Origin of the sequence: Rhizobium album, from assembly GCF_003122325.1 — a bacterium.
GTDB lineage: Bacteria > Pseudomonadota > Alphaproteobacteria > Rhizobiales > Rhizobiaceae > Metarhizobium > Metarhizobium album.
Genome location: NZ_QFBC01000004.1, coordinates 117,583 through 132,198 on the forward strand (window position 1 = coordinate 117,583; position 14,616 = coordinate 132,198).

A 14,616-nucleotide genomic window follows, 5' to 3' on the forward strand; every position below is an offset into this window, starting at 1 on the left:
AGGCGCGCTGGATGCTTCAGGAGAAGGTCCGGCGAAGTCGCTTGACCTCGCAAGGACTGTGAAAATGAGCCGGATAACACCCTTCGCCAGCCCGCTGCTGCTGGGCTTCGACACGATGGAAAAGACGCTGGAGCGCATCGCCAAGGCGAGCGACGGCTATCCGCCCTACAATATCGAGCGCATCCGCGCCAATGTCGCCGCCGAGGCGCCGGAAAGGCTGAGGATAACGCTCGCCGTTGCCGGTTTCTCTGAAGAGGAACTGGATGTGACGGTGGAGGAAAACCAGCTGGTGATTCGCGGCCGTCAGGCAGATCCCGGCGAAAGGGACTATCTTTATCGCGGAATCGCCGCCCGGCAGTTCCAGCGCATGTTCGTTCTGGCCGAGGGAATGCATGTTCTTGGCGCCACCTTGAGGAACGGCCTGCTTTCCGTCGACCTTGTTCGCCCCGAACCCGAACGCATGGTGAAGAAAATTAACATTTCGGTCTCACAGTAGGACAACGGCAATGCTGCCGTGACTCCCTCAGTTGTGGAGAACTGCGAATGTTGATGAAAGAAGCCACCGCGCGTCTGACCCTTTCCGAACTCGCCCATCTGGGCGCCGGTGAAGTCGGTTATATCCGCAAGATGCGTTACGACGAGATCAATCGGTGCTTTCCCGAAGCCCCCGAAATCGATCCCAGCCTGGACCTCTGGGCGCTTTTCGGCGCCGACGGCACGCCGCTCTTGCTGACCGACAACCGCTCCAGCACCTTTTTCAAGGCTGCCGAAGACGAGCTCAGAACCGTCAGTCTTCATTAAAAAGGGCTTCACTGAAAACGGACGGGATCAGACCCGTCTGAACGTCAGATAGGCGGAAGACCGCCCCTCGCGCTTGGCCTTGGCTTCGTATCGTGTGCCGGGCCAGCCCGCGAAAGGGGTCAACCAGTCCGCGGCGTTTTTCGCCGTCCATTCGAAGCCGCCATGGTCGCGGCATTTGAGCAGCGTCCAGTTGACATAGGTGTCGATGTCGGATGCGAAGCAGAACAGGCCGCCGGGCTTCAGGACCCGATGGAAGCGATCGAGATTGACCCTCGAGACGAAGCGGCGCTTCCAGTGTTTTTTCTTCGGCCACGGATCGGGATACAAGAGGTCGATCTGGTCGACCGATGCGGCCGGCAGCCAGTCCAGCACCTGTGTGGCATCCTCGTCATAGACCCGCACATTGCTCAGGCCCAGTTCACCGACGCGCGACAACAGCTTCGCCATGGAATTGACGAAGGGCTCGACGCCGATGAAACCGGTCGAGGGCACTTCGCCGGCGCGGTGCAGCAGATGCTCGCCGCCGCCGAAACCGATCTCCAGCCGGATACGCCCGACCGACGATGAAAAGAGCTGCGCCAGATCTTCCGGCGCAGGCTCGGCGAGGTCGATCTTCAGAGAGGAAAGCCCCGTCTTCAACGCTTCCGCCTGCTGGCTTCGCAGAGTCTTGCCCTTGCGTCGTCCAAAAAAGGCTTCCGTGGCGCGGGCGCGGCGTTCCGTCTCCGTCATGGGATCGATCAGTCCTTCACTGCTTCTTTCAATGCCTTGGCAAGGTCGACCTTCTCCCAGGAGAAAGAGCCGTCGCGGCCGGCCTTGCGGCCGAAATGGCCATAGGCCGAGGTCTTGGCATAGATCGGCTTGTTGAGGTCGAGGTGGCGGCGGATGCCCGACGGCGACAGGTCCATGACCTTGCGGATGGCGTCTTCCACCTGGTCTTCCCTCACCTTGCCGGTGCCGTGCAGGTCGACATAGACCGACAGCGGCTGGGCGACGCCGATGGCGTAGGAAAGCTGGATGGTGCAACGGTCGGCGAGGCCGGCGGCAACGACGTTCTTGGCGAGATAACGGGCGGCGTAGGCGGCCGAACGGTCGACCTTGGTCGTGTCCTTGCCGGAAAAGGCGCCGCCGCCGTGCGGGGCAGCGCCGCCGTAGGTGTCGACGATGATCTTGCGGCCGGTGAGGCCGGCGTCGCCATCGGGGCCGCCGATGACGAATTTGCCGGTGGGATTGATGTACCAGTTGCAATCGTCGGCGATCTTGAGATCGGCCAGCGCTTCGCGGATGTAGGGTTCGACGACCGAGCGGACCTTGGCCGAATCCCAGCTTTCGTCGAGATGCTGGGTGGAGAGCACGATGGAGGTCGCTTCGGCCGGCTTGCCGTCGACGTAGCGCACGGTCACCTGGCTCTTGGCATCCGGGCCGAGCTTGCCGACATCGCCCTCGCCCTTCTTGCGGGCGGCGGCGAGCAGCGCCAGGATGCGGTGCGAATAATAGATCGGCGCCGGCATCAGTTCCGGGGTTTCGCGGCAGGCGTAGCCGAACATGATGCCCTGGTCGCCGGCCCCCTCGTCGCCCTGCTTGTCGGCGGCGCTGTCGACGCCCTGGGCGATGTCGGCCGACTGCGAATGCAGGAGCACGTCGATCTTGGCGGTCTTCCAGTGGAAACCGGCCTGTTCGTAGCCGATGTCGCGGATGGCCTTGCGCGCCGCGGACTTGAACTTGGAGGGGTTGATGACGCTGTTGCCGTCCTTATCGGCCTTGAGCAGGCTCGGCGGCAGGCGGACTTCACCGGCGATCACCACGCGGTTGGTGGTTGCCAGCGTTTCGCAGGCGATACGGACGCTCCACGGATCGACACCGGTCTTGGCAGCTTCACGGTAGACCAGATCGACGATCTCGTCGGAAATACGGTCACAAACCTTGTCCGGGTGACCTTCGGCAACAGACTCACTGGTGAACAGATAATTAGCGCGCATGCGGGATTCCCCTCAAAGAATAGGCCTTGCAGTTGTTAGTCAGTTCGACGTCGAAAGACAAGAACAGAAGGACATAAATATATCTTTATATGCGCTGAAATTTAGCAAAAAACCGCATAAAAACGCAAACAGCGGCCAAAATCGACCGCTGCGCGTCGGGACGGAAATTCGGCTTATTCGGAATCGGCTTCCGCGGCCAGGGTCTTGACCAGATCGACGAGCTTGCGGCGGATCTTCGGGTCGGCGATCTTGACGAAGGCGCGATTGAGCTGCAGCCCTTCCGAGGAGGACAGGAAATCGACCACGTAGTTCGGGCTCGACGCTTCCGCCAAGCCGCCCGGAGACGTCTGCTGCTCGCCGGGAGCATCCTCGAAGAAGAAGGCGACCGGCACGTTGAGGATGCTGGAAATGTTCTGCAGACGGCTCGCACCGACGCGGTTCGTGCCCTTTTCATATTTCTGGATCTGCTGGAAGGTGATGCCCAGGCTTTCACCCAGCTTCTCCTGGCTCATGCCCAGCATTGTGCGCCGGAGACGAATCCTGCTCCCGACATGGATATCAATCGGGTTCGGCTTCTTTTTATTCTCGATCATTAGATTTTCCTAAAAAAGTTCCCACGGCCAAAACTCCGGTCGCCCCCCAGGAGGCCCTAACGCCCGTCGCACATAGAATACAATCGCCTGCAGCACGCGATATCGATACCGGTCGCCGGCACTATGCAATTCTAGGGGTTTTTGGTCAATTCACTGCCCTTGATAAAACCTTGACGCGAGATTCCTGCAATCAAGGTAGCACCAAAGATTATCAACCAAAAGTTATTCTTTCTCGAACCGGCATCGAAGGAACTCGCCACCTTGCCACCCATGGTAGCTTCAATTGTGGCTTTTTGATTGAAGTCCAATCCGGCGACGATATGCCCCCGGGCATCGATGACGGCGGAAATTCCGCTGTTGGCGCTGCGAATCAACGGCACCCCTTCTTCCACCGCCCTGATCCGGGCCTGCTGGAAATGCTGGTAGGGGCCGGGCGTATCACCGAACCAGGCGTCGTTGGTGACATTGAGGATGGCGCTGGCCTTGCCGATCTCGGGGGTGATTTCTTCCGGGAAAATCGCCTCGTAGCAGATCAGCGGGTAAAAACTGAGGCCATCCGGCAGCGTCAGCAGCCTGCGGCGCGCGGCCGCCGAAAAGCCGCCAGGCATGTCCGCGATCGCCTTGTCGACGCCGAGACTGCGCCACAGATCCTCGAAGGGCAGGTATTCGCCGAAGGGAACCAGGTGCACCTTGTCGGATGCGCTGACGATCTGGCCCTTGTCATCGATGGCATAGACGGAATTGTAATAGCGTGGCTCGAGGCCCGGACCCATGTCTTCGGCGCGCACGGCGCCGGCAATCAGCACCTGTCCGTCCTGCAGCGTATCGGCGATCCGGGTCAGTGCATCCTCGTTTTCGGTGAGGATGAACGGCACGGAGGTTTCCGGCCAGACGATGATATCGGGGCGCTTCTCACCCTCCTTGAGCGGCGAGACCGACAGGGCCAGGTGTTCCTCGAAGATCGAATCGCGTTCGGTATCGTCGATCTTCTTCGCCTGGTCGATCATCGGCTGCACCAGGCGCACGGTGACCGCCGGCTCCGGGTTCTGCGGCTCCGGCTGGTTCAGCACATAGGCACCGTAACCGAAATGGGCGATAAACAGCAGGGCTGCGAGGCCGATGCCCGGCACAAGGCCGCGCCGCGTTCCCAAAAGCGCCGGTGCCGCAAAGACGAACACCGCCAGCGTCGAGACGCCGAAGAGCCCGATGACATGCACAGACTGCATCATCACCGGCACCGGCATCGCGCCATAACCCACCGCATTCCAGGGAAAACCGGTGGCCAGGAAGCTGCGCAGCCATTCGGCCAGGCCGAAACCGAGCGCCAGCGCCGCAATGCGCCCCATGCCGTCCGACCAGAGAATACGGGCGATGACGGCGGCCAGGCCGTAATAGAGCGCCAGGAAGGCGGGCAGGCCGAACACGGCGAGCGGCAGCGCCCAGGCAAACTCCTCCGCGTCGATCATCAGCGCATGGCCGAGCCACCAGAGACCGGCGACAAAATAGCCGAAGCCGAACAGCCAGCCGGTCCAGAAGGCCGAACGAAGCCGGCTGAAGATACTGCCCGCCGGATTGCCCGTCGCGCCGTCGATCAGCCAGACGAGCAGGGTGAAAGACACGAAGAGGGCGGCAAAGACATTGAATGGCGGCAATGCCAGCACGCCGAATGCCCCCGCCGCCAATGCCAGAAGGGCGCGCCTGACGCCCCAGAGAAGCATGATCCTGCCTGCCAGCCGCTGCACACTCTACCCCGAATTTGATTGTCCCGAATCAGTTCGCAGGCAGTCTTTCAAAATCCGGAGCTTTTGTCGTGAGGGCTGACGTCAATCCCGGATCTCTCAGAGCTCCGGGGGACGTGGTGTCGCCGCATGCGGATCGGCAATCGACGGTGGCGTGTCGAGGATGCCGCCGATGCCCTCCTCCTCGCCGACCTTTTCACGACGGCGGGCGGCGGCGCGCTTGCGGGTGATGCGGACGCGCTTGATGCGGCGCGGATCGGCATCCATGATGTGGAACTCGAAGCCGGGCACCGCCTGCACCACCTCGCCACGAACCGGGATGCGGCCGAGTTCGGAAAAGATCAGCCCGCCCAGCGTATCGACATCCTCGATCTGCTCGTGAACGTCGAAATCCGATCCGATCGCCTCGGCGATCTCTTCCAGTTCGATGCGGGCATCGGCAAGGAAAACGTCGTCGGAAAGGCGCGTGAAGCGCGCCTGCTCGTCGTCATGCTCGTCCTCGATGTCGCCGACCACCATTTCGACGATGTCCTCATGCGAGACGAGGCCGTCGGTGCCGCCGTATTCGTCGATGACCAGGGCCATCTGGGTGCGGTTGGCCTGCATGCGCTGCAGCAGTTCCGACGCCAGCATCGACGGCGGCACGAAGAGGATCTTGCGGATGATGCCTGCTTCCGCCACCGGCTTATCGAGATCGACGCGGCCGAGATCGAAAGCCGCCCTGGGTGTGCGTGCCGGCTTTTCGGCCTTCTCGGCCCCCGGAGGGGCGGCGCTGGCCACAGGACGGCCCGAGCGGCGCTTGTTGCGCGCCTGCTTGGCGACGTAAGACATCAGGTCACGGATATGCACCATGCCGCGCGGGTCGTCGAGCGTATCGGCATAGACCGGCATGCGCGAACGGCCGGATTCCTCGAAGAGGATCATCAGTTCGCCGATGGTGATCGTCTGGTCCACCGCCTCGATATCGGCCCGCGGCACCATGACGTCCTCGACGCGCACCTCGCGGAAGCGCAGGATATTGTGCAGCATCGCCCGCTCCTCGGGCGAAAACACGTCGTTGCTGACCGCGTCGGTCATCAACGCATCGGCGATGTCCTCGCGCAATCGCGAAGCCTGCGCCGGACGCAGCAGGCGCGCCGCACGCGCCCAGAAGGAGGTGGTTGTTTTCTGGCTCGTTTCCGCTCGCTGCGGACTGTGGCCTTCGTCAGACGAGGAGGCGTCCCCGTCATCTTTGGCCTCTCGGGCCGGTCTTATCGAAAAATCGCTCATCGTTCCAAACTGTCAAACCGGGTCCTGACCCGCATAGGGGTCAGATAGGCCCAGAGACGCCAAAATGCGAGTCTCCAGGGCTTCCATTGCTTCTGCTTCTTCCGTCTCCAGGTGGTCGTACCCGAAGAGATGCAGGAAACCGTGCACCAGCAGATGCGTCAGATGTTCCTCGAAACTCTTCTCCAGGTCAACTGCTTCCCGCTCGACGGTTTCACGGGCGACGACGATGTCGCCGAGCATCGGCCCCGGCCTGCCGCTGGGAACCAGCGGAAAAGCCGGGAAAGACAAGACGTTGGTCGGCTTGTCCTTGTCCCGCCATTCCGAATTGATTTCGCGGATGGCCGCATCATTGGTGAAGACGAGCGAGACTTCCGGCGGCATTTTCGGGAAGGGCTGCATCTCTTCCCGCGCCAAAAACTGCGCCGCAGCCCCCAGAACGCGGGCGCAGAGCGCTTCCAGCACGGCCTCATCAGGCCATGCCTCGTCTTCGATGCTGATCTGTATGTCGAGTTGCGGCATGGTGTCTGGAGCCGGCATCACCGCTCCATCTGCTCGCTCTCTTCGACGACGGCATATTCCGCGTCGTAGGCCTTGACGATGCGCGCCACCAGCGGATGGCGCACGACGTCGACGTCCTTGAAGCGGATCACCGAGACGCCTTCGACACCCTTGAGGATCTGCAGCGCCTCGACCAGGCCCGACTTGACGCCGCGCGGCAGGTCGATCTGGCTCGGATCGCCGGTGATGATCATCCGGCTGTTTTCGCCGAGACGCGTCAGGAACATCTTCATCTGCATCGACGTGGTGTTCTGCGCCTCGTCGAGGATGACCGCCGCATTCGCCAGCGTGCGGCCGCGCATGAAGGCGAGCGGCGCGATTTCGATGACGCCGGCGGTAATCGCCCGCTCCACCTTGTCGCCGGGCATCATGTCGTAGAGCGCGTCGTAGAGCGGCCGGAGGTAGGGATCGACCTTTTCCTTCATGTCGCCCGGCAGGAAGCCAAGACGCTCGCCAGCCTCGACGGCGGGACGCGACAGGATGATCTTTTCGACCGCGCCGCGCTCCAGCAACTGCGCGGCATGGGCGACCGCCAGATAGGTCTTGCCTGTGCCGGCCGGGCCGACGCCGAACACCAGCTCCAGCCGCTCCAGCGCCCGCATATAGGCATCCTGTGTCGGGGTGCGGGCGGAAATGGTCTTCTTGCGCGTCGAGATCTGCGCCATGGTGAGCTTGGCCTTGCGCTCCATCGTCGGCAGCGTCAGTTGGTCGTCGGCGGCCTGCGCCATGCGGATGGCGCCCTCGACATCGGACAATTCGACGGAGCCGCCATTCTGCAGCCGGTCATAGAGGAAATCGAGCGCCCGGCGCGCATGGTTGGTGGCGAGCACGTCACCGGAAATGGCGACGGAGTTGCCGCGGGCGGTAGCGGTGATCTGGAGTTTTGCTTCCAGGAGCTTCAGATTCTGGTCGAACTGACCGAAGAGCTCGCTGGCAAGCCGGTTGTTCTCGAACGTCAGGACGAAGTGATTGGCGTCTGTCGCGGGCGGGCGGGACTGGCGCGATGAAGAAGTAACCAATTCGTGTCCGTTCAAGCGGTACGGCTCCTTTGATCTCGGTTCCTGAAAGGTAGTCCTCGCCCGACCGTTTGTGAAGGTGTTGCAGCGCAATCCCCTCATATTTCGCCGTTGCGAGGCCCTTTCACCCCGCGACCAGTTCGGAAAACAAACTGTTCGGACCGGTCCCGGTGATTCGTACCTTGATAATGTCACCGATTTGCGATGCTTTTGCATCAACATTCACAGACTGCAGCCAGGGCGAACGACCGATGAGCTGTCCCGGCATGCGGCCGGGCTTTTCGAGCAGGATGTCGATCTCCTTGTCCATGCAGCCTTCGTTGAAGGCGCGCTGCTGCTCGAAAAGCAGCGCCTGCAGCCGCTCCAGCCGCTCGGTCTTGACCGCGTCGTCCACCTGGTCGCCTAGTTCGGCGCCGGGCGTGCCGGGACGCGTCGAATATTTGAACGAGAAGGCCTGGGCGTAGTGCACGGTCTTGATCAACGCCATGGTCGCCTCGAAATCGGCGTCGGTCTCGCCCGGGAAACCGACGATAAAATCGCCCGACATGGCGATATCGGGCCGCACGGCGCGGATGCGCTCGATCAGCGTCAGGTATTCCGCCGCGGTGTGCCTTCGGTTCATGGCCTTGAGGATGCGGTCGGAACCGGCCTGAACCGGCAAGTGCAGGTAAGGCATCAGCACGCGCAGGTCGCGATGCGCCTCGATCAGCCGGTCGTCCATGTCGCGCGGGTGGCTGGTGGTGTAGCGCAGCCGGGCGATGCCGGGAACGGTTGCCAGCTCGTAGAGCAGGTCGCCGAGTGTCAGGCTCTCGCCGTTGCGGCCCTGGCCATGCCAGGCATTGACGTTCTGGCCGAGCAGGGTGATTTCGCGCACGCCGCCGTCCGCCAGCTTCTTCGCCTCGTCGAGGATCTGCGCCAGCGGCCGCGACACTTCCGAGCCGCGGGTATAAGGCACGACGCAGAAGGTGCAGAACTTGTCGCAGCCTTCCTGGACGGTGAGGAAGGCCGTGACGCCGCGGGCGCGGATCTTCGCCTTGTCGGTCGCCGGCAGGTGCTCGAACTTGTCCTCGACGGCATAATCCGTCTCCACCACGCGGTCGCCGGCGCGGGCGCGCTTCAGCGCCTCCGGCAGGCGGTGATAGGTCTGCGGCCCGATGACGACATCCACCGCCGGCGCCCGGCGCAGGATCTCCTCGCCTTCCGCCTGGGCGACGCAGCCGGCGACGCCGATCATGAACTCCCGGCCTTCGGCCGCACGCTCCTTCTTCATGTCGCGCAGGCGCCCGAGGGCGGAATAGACCTTTTCCGCCGCCTTCTCGCGGATATGACAGGTGTTGAGCAGCACCAGGTCGGCATCCTGCATGTCTTCGGTCTGCACATAGCCGTCGCGGGCGAGTGCATCGGCCATGCGGCCGGAATCGTAGACGTTCATCTGACAGCCGTAGGTCTTGACGAAAACCTTGCGGCTGTTGCTGCCGTCACGGACGGGAAGGTCCGGGGCGTCGAGGGAGGCGATATCCTGGGTCATGGCCGCTATTTAGTGGCTTTTCTGCGAAGTGAAAACGAAAAAATGCCCGGAAACCGGCTGATCTGCGGCGTCACGCGCCCGGACGGCCACGCAGAGAGGCGGAGAGCATACGGCGGATGCGTTTTTCGACGGTTGCCGAGACATGCTTGCGATTGCTTTCGGCCGTGTAGTCGATGCTCTCGCCGAAGCTGACATCGACCTCGATCGCCGCAGCCTTCATCAGGTCGAGAAGGTGCGGCACCAGTTCCACATCACCCGGCCAGGCCGAAATCGGCCGGGAATAACGGCCCATCGGCATGCCGTGGATGCCGGTATAGGCAATGGCGACGGGCTGCACATGCACCATGCCGGTCGGAGAACCGGGCACGGCGGAGGCGGCCGCACCGAAAAGCGAGGACTTCACCTCGAGCAGCCGATTGCCGTCCGAGGTCGTGCCTTCCGGAAACAGCACGACGATTTCCCCGCCCGCCATGCGGTCGCCGATTTCCCTGGCCTGATCGCCGGTGCGGCGCTTGTCCTCGCGCACCACGAAGACGCTCTGCTGCCAGCGCGCCAAGGTGCCGAAGACCGGCCAGGACTTCACCTCGGACTTGGCGATGAAAACAACGTCGGCGATCGACGAGAGCACCAGGATATCCTGCCAGGAGGCATGGTTGGCGGCGAGCATCAGCGGCCGGCGACGGTCGATCCGGCCATGCACCCGCACGCGGATGCCGAGCACCCAGCAGGCGACCTTGTGCCAGATCCGCGGAATGCGGCGGCTGACCCTCCAGCCGAAACGGATGGCGAGGAGATGGACCGGCAGCAGCACCAGCGTGACAAGGCCGAGCACGAGGAGCGAAAACCCGATCCGCAGCCAGTTGATCAAGCCCGATTCCCGCATCCCGGCACCACGACCGTCACCGGTCGTCCTTCTTCAGCGGCACGCCGTAGAGTTCCAGCCGGTGATCGACGAGCTTGAAACCATGCTCGCGGGCGATACGCTCCTGCAGCGCCTCGATCTCCGGCGAGCGGAACTCGATGACGACGCCGGTCTTGAGGTCGATCAGGTGATCGTGATGTTCTTCCGGCACCGTCTCGTAGCGCGAGCGGCCGTCGCGAAAATCGTGCCTGGCGATGATGCCGGCATCCTCGAACAGCTTGACCGTGCGGTAGACCGTCGAGATCGAAATCTTCGCGTCCACCTGCACCGAGCGGCGGTACAGTTCCTCGACATCGGGATGATCTTCGGATTCTTCGAGAATCCGGGCAATCACCCGGCGCTGGTCGGTCATGCGCATGCCACGTTCGGCGCAAAGCTCTTCGAGCGATTTTGAGACGTCTGTCATGGCCTGGAGCCTTGCCTTATCCATCGATCCGAACACAGGCAGGGTTTTTCCGGTGAAAGCGGATCACCTCGAAAGCCCTATCTCTTTGTTTTTACGCAATTCCGGACGCAAGATCGCTCCGCGTTCCTGCTCGGATTGCTCTAGCGAAGATCGCGCTTCATGACAAGCGCCGTTGTCCGCACACCGTTCTTGTCGGTGTAATAGGCCGGCCGTTCGCCGACCTTCTGGAAACCCAGCTTGCGATAAAGGCCAAGGGCTGCATGATTGCCGTCATCGACTTCGAGAAAAAGGCTCTCGCCGCCGCGGGCGCGAACCTCGCGGATCGCCGCCTGCATCAGCCGCCAGCCGAGACCGAAGCGGGCGGCCTTGAGATGGACGGCAATGGTCAGGATTTCCGCCTCGCCGGCCACCTCGCGGGTCAATACGAAGCCGGCCAGCGGCGGCTTGAAGAAGCCGTTGAGCTGGCGCGCCACGAAACCGAAGACGTTCGGCTGCATCAGCAGGCTGTGGAATTCCCCGTCGTTCCACGGCCGCGGAAAACGCTCGCCATGCAACGTCGAGACGAGGCGACAATCCTCGCTTTCCATCTGGACGATTTCGAATTCGGGCTTGCGGGTGAGATAGGCTTCCAGCACGTCGTCTTACACTCGGGAAAGGGCAAATCCCGACTGCGGCTTGGCATCGGGAGCGCGGAGATAGAGCGGCCTTGGTCTTTCCGCCCCTGCGGGTATCTCTGCCGCGAGTCGCGCCACAAGAGCAATAGGAAAATTGTCCGGTTCTCCGCCAGCCGCCTCACCCCGAAGCAATGGCGCGCCGGAACCGGTGGTGTCCGCGCCGTATTTTCCAGGCAGGCCGGCGGCATCGGCGATCGCCAGTTCCGCAGCATCGGTCAGCGCACGGCCATCCGGCGCAAACACCTGGGCATAGACTTCGCCCCGCTTGGCATCCATGGCAACGACCACGTTTCGGCCAGGCGCCGCCTGCAGATGCCGGGCGGCAAGGGCGGCCAGCGTCGTCACACCGACAGCCTCGATGCCGAGCGAGAGGGCAAAGCCGCGCGCCGCGGCCACGCCGACCCGGATGCCGGTAAAGGAACCCGGACCGATGGTCACGGCGACGCGCTGCAACTGCTGCAGATCGAGGCCGGCGGCGGCTAGGGCATCATCAACGATCGCCATCAGGCGTTCGGCATGCCCCTTGCCGATGGTTTCGACCACCTCGGCCAGAACCGTCCCGGTCGTGCTGTCATAAATGGCGGCGGAGCAATTCACCCCCGCCGTATCGAGGGCGAGCACGATCATCCGCGCCGTTCCGGCAGAAACGGCATCAGACGGCTTCCACTTCCCGGACTTCCGGCACGAAATGGCGCAGCAGGTTCTGGACGCCGTGCTTCAGCGTCGCCGTCGAGGACGGGCAGCCGGCACAGGAACCCTTCATGTTGAGGAAAACGGTGCCATCGCGGAAGCCGCGGAAGGTGATGTCGCCGCCATCCTGGGCGACGGCCGGGCGGACCCGCGTTTCCAGAAGCTCCTTGATGGTCTCGACGATGGTCTCGTCGCCGTCGTCGAAAAACTCCTCGCCGTCGGCGAGATCGGCAGCGGCCTGCGCACCGGCACCCATGACCGGCGCGCCGGACATGAAGTGTTCCATGATCGTGCCGAGGATCGCCGGCTTCAGGTGCTGCCACTCGGCGCCGTCCTTGCTGACGGTGATGAAATCATAACCGAAGAACACGCCGGTGACGCCCGGAACGGCAAACAGCCGGGTTGCCAGTGGCGAGGCCACCGCATCGTTCGGATTGCGGAAATCCGCCGTGCCCTCGTCCATCACCACCTTGCCGGGCAGGAACTTGAGCGTCGAAGGATTTGGGGTCGCTTCGGTCTGAATGAACATTTTTCTCTCCATGCGGACCGGTTCAAGGCGCGGCCGCCGTGTTTTATGTGAAGCACGATCGTTTCGGCCTCGTTTCGCTCCGGCCGGATCGTGCTCTAGAATTCTTCAAAAATAAGACGTTCGGCATTTGGCTTCAAGCCCGCATCCGGCATTTGTGGCCGGCCTGCGTCAGCAAAGCGCGTCGATTTCCTCATTTGTCAGAGAATCCGGCAGGATCGTCACCGGAATGGGGAAAGCCGAACCACGCCCTGCAACCGACGAGACCAGCGGTCCCGGCCCTTCCTTGGCAGAACCGGCGGCGAGCACGAGGATGGCGATATCCCTGTCTTCCTCGATCAGGCCGACGATCTGCACCGCGGCGCTACCTTCACGGATGACCATTTCCGGCTCGATGCCGATGGTTTCGCGTACGGTCTGCGCCGCCTTGGCAAGGGTGGCTTCCGCTTCCTCGCGCGCCTCGGCGCGCATGATCTCCTCGACACCCAGCCATTGCTGGAAATCGCCCTCCGGGATCACGTAGAGGAGGATGAGACCGCCATTGGAATTCTTGGCGCGGCGCCCGGCATAATGCACCGCGCGCTGACATTCGGGCGTGCCGTCGATGACGGCCATGAACTTGCGCCTGTGACCTTCCAGACGCGAAAGACGTGTAGATACCATGCTGCAAACTTTGCCACCGGACGGGGGCGGATTGCAATATCCGATTTGGGCAGGCGCCGGCGGCCTGCCCAAACGGTTCGGACATTACTGCAGGAAGCCGATGATGTCGCGTACTTCCTTCATGGTTTTTTCGGCGCGGGCGCGGGCACGCTCGCCGCCGTCGCGCAGGATGGCATCGATATGCGAGGTATCGTCCATCAGGCGGCGCATCTCGCCGGTGATCGGCGACAGCACGTTGACCGCAAGGTCGATCAGCGCCGGCTTGAAGACGGAGAACTGCTGCCCGCCGAATTCGGCCAGCACATCCGCCTTCGACTTGTCGGCAAGCGCGGCATAGATGCCGACGAGGTTGTCGGCTTCCGGGCGGCCCTTCAGGCCTTCGGCTTCGCTCGGCAAGCCGTCCGGATCGGTCTTCGCCTTGCGGATCTTCTTCGAGATCGCGTCCTCGTCGTCCATCAGGTTGATGCGCGACAGGTCCGACGGGTCGGACTTCGACATCTTCTTGGTGCCGTCGCGCAGGCTCATGACGCGCGGCGCCGGACCGTCAATCAGCGGTTCGACCATCGGGAAATAGGCATGCACCGGCTCGTCGCCGACGGAGATATCCGTGCCGTAGCCGGCCTTGCGGATATGCGCCTGGTAGTCGAGGTTGAACTTCATGGCGATGTCGCGGGCAAGCTCCAGATGTTGCTTCTGGTCGTCGCCGACGGGCACGTGCGTGCCGCGATAGACGAGGATGTCGGCGGCCATCAGGCTGGGATAGGCGAGCAGGCCGAGCGAGGCGTTCTCGCGGTCCTTGCCGGCCTTGTCCTTGAACTGCGTCATGCGGTTCATCCAGCCGATGCGGGCGACGCAATTGAAGATCCAGGCGAGTTCTGCATGCTGCGGCACGGCCGACTGGTTGAAGACGATGTGCTTCACCGGATCGATGCCCGAGGCGATGAAGGCGGCGGCAATCGAGCGGATCTGGCCGGGCAGGTCCTCGTGGACGAGCTGCGCGGTGATCGAATGCAGGTCGACGACGCAATAGATGCAGTCGTTGCCGTCCTGCAGGGCGACGAACTTGCGGATCGCGCCGAGATAGTTGCCGAGATGGAGATTGCCGGTCGGTTGTACGCCGGAGAAGACGAGCTTCTGGAATTCACCCATGATCTAGATGTCCTCGATTAGGCTGGTGGAGGGCCTCTTACTGCGTCGCGCGTCCCCCGGACGCGCAAAGGACGCAGTAACACTCTTGAGACTGCGCACAAACCTT

The 14,616-nt window shown here is 62.7% G+C and carries 17 protein-coding genes; 2 read left to right on the forward strand and 15 right to left on the reverse strand.

What is annotated here, in order from left to right; all coding sequences use genetic code 11:
• Positions 1–64: 64 nt before the first annotated feature.
• Entirely contained in the window at positions 65–496 is a 432-nt protein-coding gene (locus DEM27_RS11225) for an Hsp20 family protein (protein WP_109458328.1), read from the forward strand.
• Positions 497–543: 47 nt separating this feature from the next.
• A complete protein-coding gene (locus tag DEM27_RS11230) occupies positions 544–801 on the forward strand; it encodes a BQ00720 family protein (RefSeq protein ID WP_109458329.1) in 258 nt (85 codons plus the stop codon).
• Positions 802–828: 27 nt separating this feature from the next.
• Here the strand turns inward: DEM27_RS11230 and trmB are convergent, their stop codons facing one another.
• The 15 genes from trmB to trpS all read right to left on the reverse strand — a co-directional run bounded on the left by trmB (position 829) and on the right by trpS (position 14,510).
• Positions 829–1,530 (reverse strand): tRNA (guanine(46)-N(7))-methyltransferase TrmB, encoded by a 702-nt coding sequence (gene trmB, locus DEM27_RS11235; RefSeq protein ID WP_109458330.1) that lies wholly within the window; start codon positions 1,528–1,530, stop codon positions 829–831.
• An 8-nt stretch (positions 1,531–1,538) separates the two neighbouring features.
• Positions 1,539–2,777, reverse strand: coding sequence for a methionine adenosyltransferase (gene metK / locus DEM27_RS11240; protein ID WP_109458331.1), 1,239 nt, complete (start codon positions 2,775–2,777; stop codon positions 1,539–1,541).
• 173 nt (positions 2,778–2,950) lie between these two features.
• Positions 2,951–3,370 carry a helix-turn-helix domain-containing protein gene (locus DEM27_RS11245; protein WP_109458332.1) on the reverse strand — a complete coding sequence of 140 codons (420 nt, stop codon included), beginning with the start codon at positions 3,368–3,370 and terminating at the stop codon, positions 2,951–2,953.
• 131 nt (positions 3,371–3,501) lie between these two features.
• Positions 3,502–5,112 carry an apolipoprotein N-acyltransferase gene (gene lnt, locus DEM27_RS11250; protein ID WP_109458333.1) on the reverse strand — a complete coding sequence of 537 codons (1,611 nt, stop codon included), beginning with the start codon at positions 5,110–5,112 and terminating at the stop codon, positions 3,502–3,504.
• 96 nt (positions 5,113–5,208) lie between these two features.
• Positions 5,209–6,378, reverse strand: a complete 1,170-nt coding sequence (locus DEM27_RS11255) for a hemolysin family protein (RefSeq protein ID WP_109458334.1) — start codon at positions 6,376–6,378, stop codon at positions 5,209–5,211.
• Positions 6,379–6,390: 12 nt separating this feature from the next.
• Positions 6,391–6,897, reverse strand: a complete 507-nt coding sequence (ybeY, locus tag DEM27_RS11260; RefSeq protein ID WP_109458654.1) for an rRNA maturation RNase YbeY — start codon at positions 6,895–6,897, stop codon at positions 6,391–6,393.
• Between the two features lie 17 nt (positions 6,898–6,914).
• Positions 6,915–7,970 carry a PhoH family protein gene (locus DEM27_RS11265; protein ID WP_109458335.1) on the reverse strand — a complete coding sequence of 352 codons (1,056 nt, stop codon included), beginning with the start codon at positions 7,968–7,970 and terminating at the stop codon, positions 6,915–6,917.
• 106 nt (positions 7,971–8,076) lie between these two features.
• Positions 8,077–9,480 (reverse strand): tRNA (N6-isopentenyl adenosine(37)-C2)-methylthiotransferase MiaB, encoded by a 1,404-nt coding sequence (gene miaB / locus DEM27_RS11270; RefSeq protein WP_109458336.1) that lies wholly within the window; start codon positions 9,478–9,480, stop codon positions 8,077–8,079.
• Positions 9,481–9,550: 70 nt separating this feature from the next.
• A complete protein-coding gene (gene olsA, locus DEM27_RS11275; protein WP_109458655.1) occupies positions 9,551–10,348 on the reverse strand; it encodes a lyso-ornithine lipid O-acyltransferase in 798 nt (265 codons plus the stop codon).
• A 31-nt stretch (positions 10,349–10,379) separates the two neighbouring features.
• A complete protein-coding gene (locus tag DEM27_RS11280) occupies positions 10,380–10,808 on the reverse strand; it encodes a Fur family transcriptional regulator (protein ID WP_109458656.1) in 429 nt (142 codons plus the stop codon).
• Positions 10,809–10,948: 140 nt separating this feature from the next.
• Positions 10,949–11,443 carry a GNAT family N-acetyltransferase gene (locus DEM27_RS11285; RefSeq protein ID WP_109458337.1) on the reverse strand — a complete coding sequence of 165 codons (495 nt, stop codon included), beginning with the start codon at positions 11,441–11,443 and terminating at the stop codon, positions 10,949–10,951.
• 6 nt (positions 11,444–11,449) lie between these two features.
• On the reverse strand, positions 11,450–12,109 hold the full coding sequence (tsaB, locus tag DEM27_RS11290) for a tRNA (adenosine(37)-N6)-threonylcarbamoyltransferase complex dimerization subunit type 1 TsaB (protein ID WP_109458338.1): 660 nt from the start codon (positions 12,107–12,109) through the stop codon (positions 11,450–11,452).
• 25 nt (positions 12,110–12,134) lie between these two features.
• Complete coding sequence (locus DEM27_RS11295) at positions 12,135–12,701, reverse strand: NifU family protein (RefSeq protein WP_109458339.1); 567 nt, start codon at positions 12,699–12,701, stop codon at positions 12,135–12,137.
• Positions 12,702–12,869: 168 nt separating this feature from the next.
• Positions 12,870–13,361: a universal stress protein gene (locus DEM27_RS11300; RefSeq protein WP_109458340.1), complete on the reverse strand. Its 492-nt coding sequence runs from the start codon at positions 13,359–13,361 to the stop codon at positions 12,870–12,872.
• An 84-nt stretch (positions 13,362–13,445) separates the two neighbouring features.
• Positions 13,446–14,510 carry a tryptophan--tRNA ligase gene (gene trpS, locus DEM27_RS11305; protein ID WP_109458341.1) on the reverse strand — a complete coding sequence of 355 codons (1,065 nt, stop codon included), beginning with the start codon at positions 14,508–14,510 and terminating at the stop codon, positions 13,446–13,448.
• Positions 14,511–14,616: the final 106 nt, after the last annotated feature.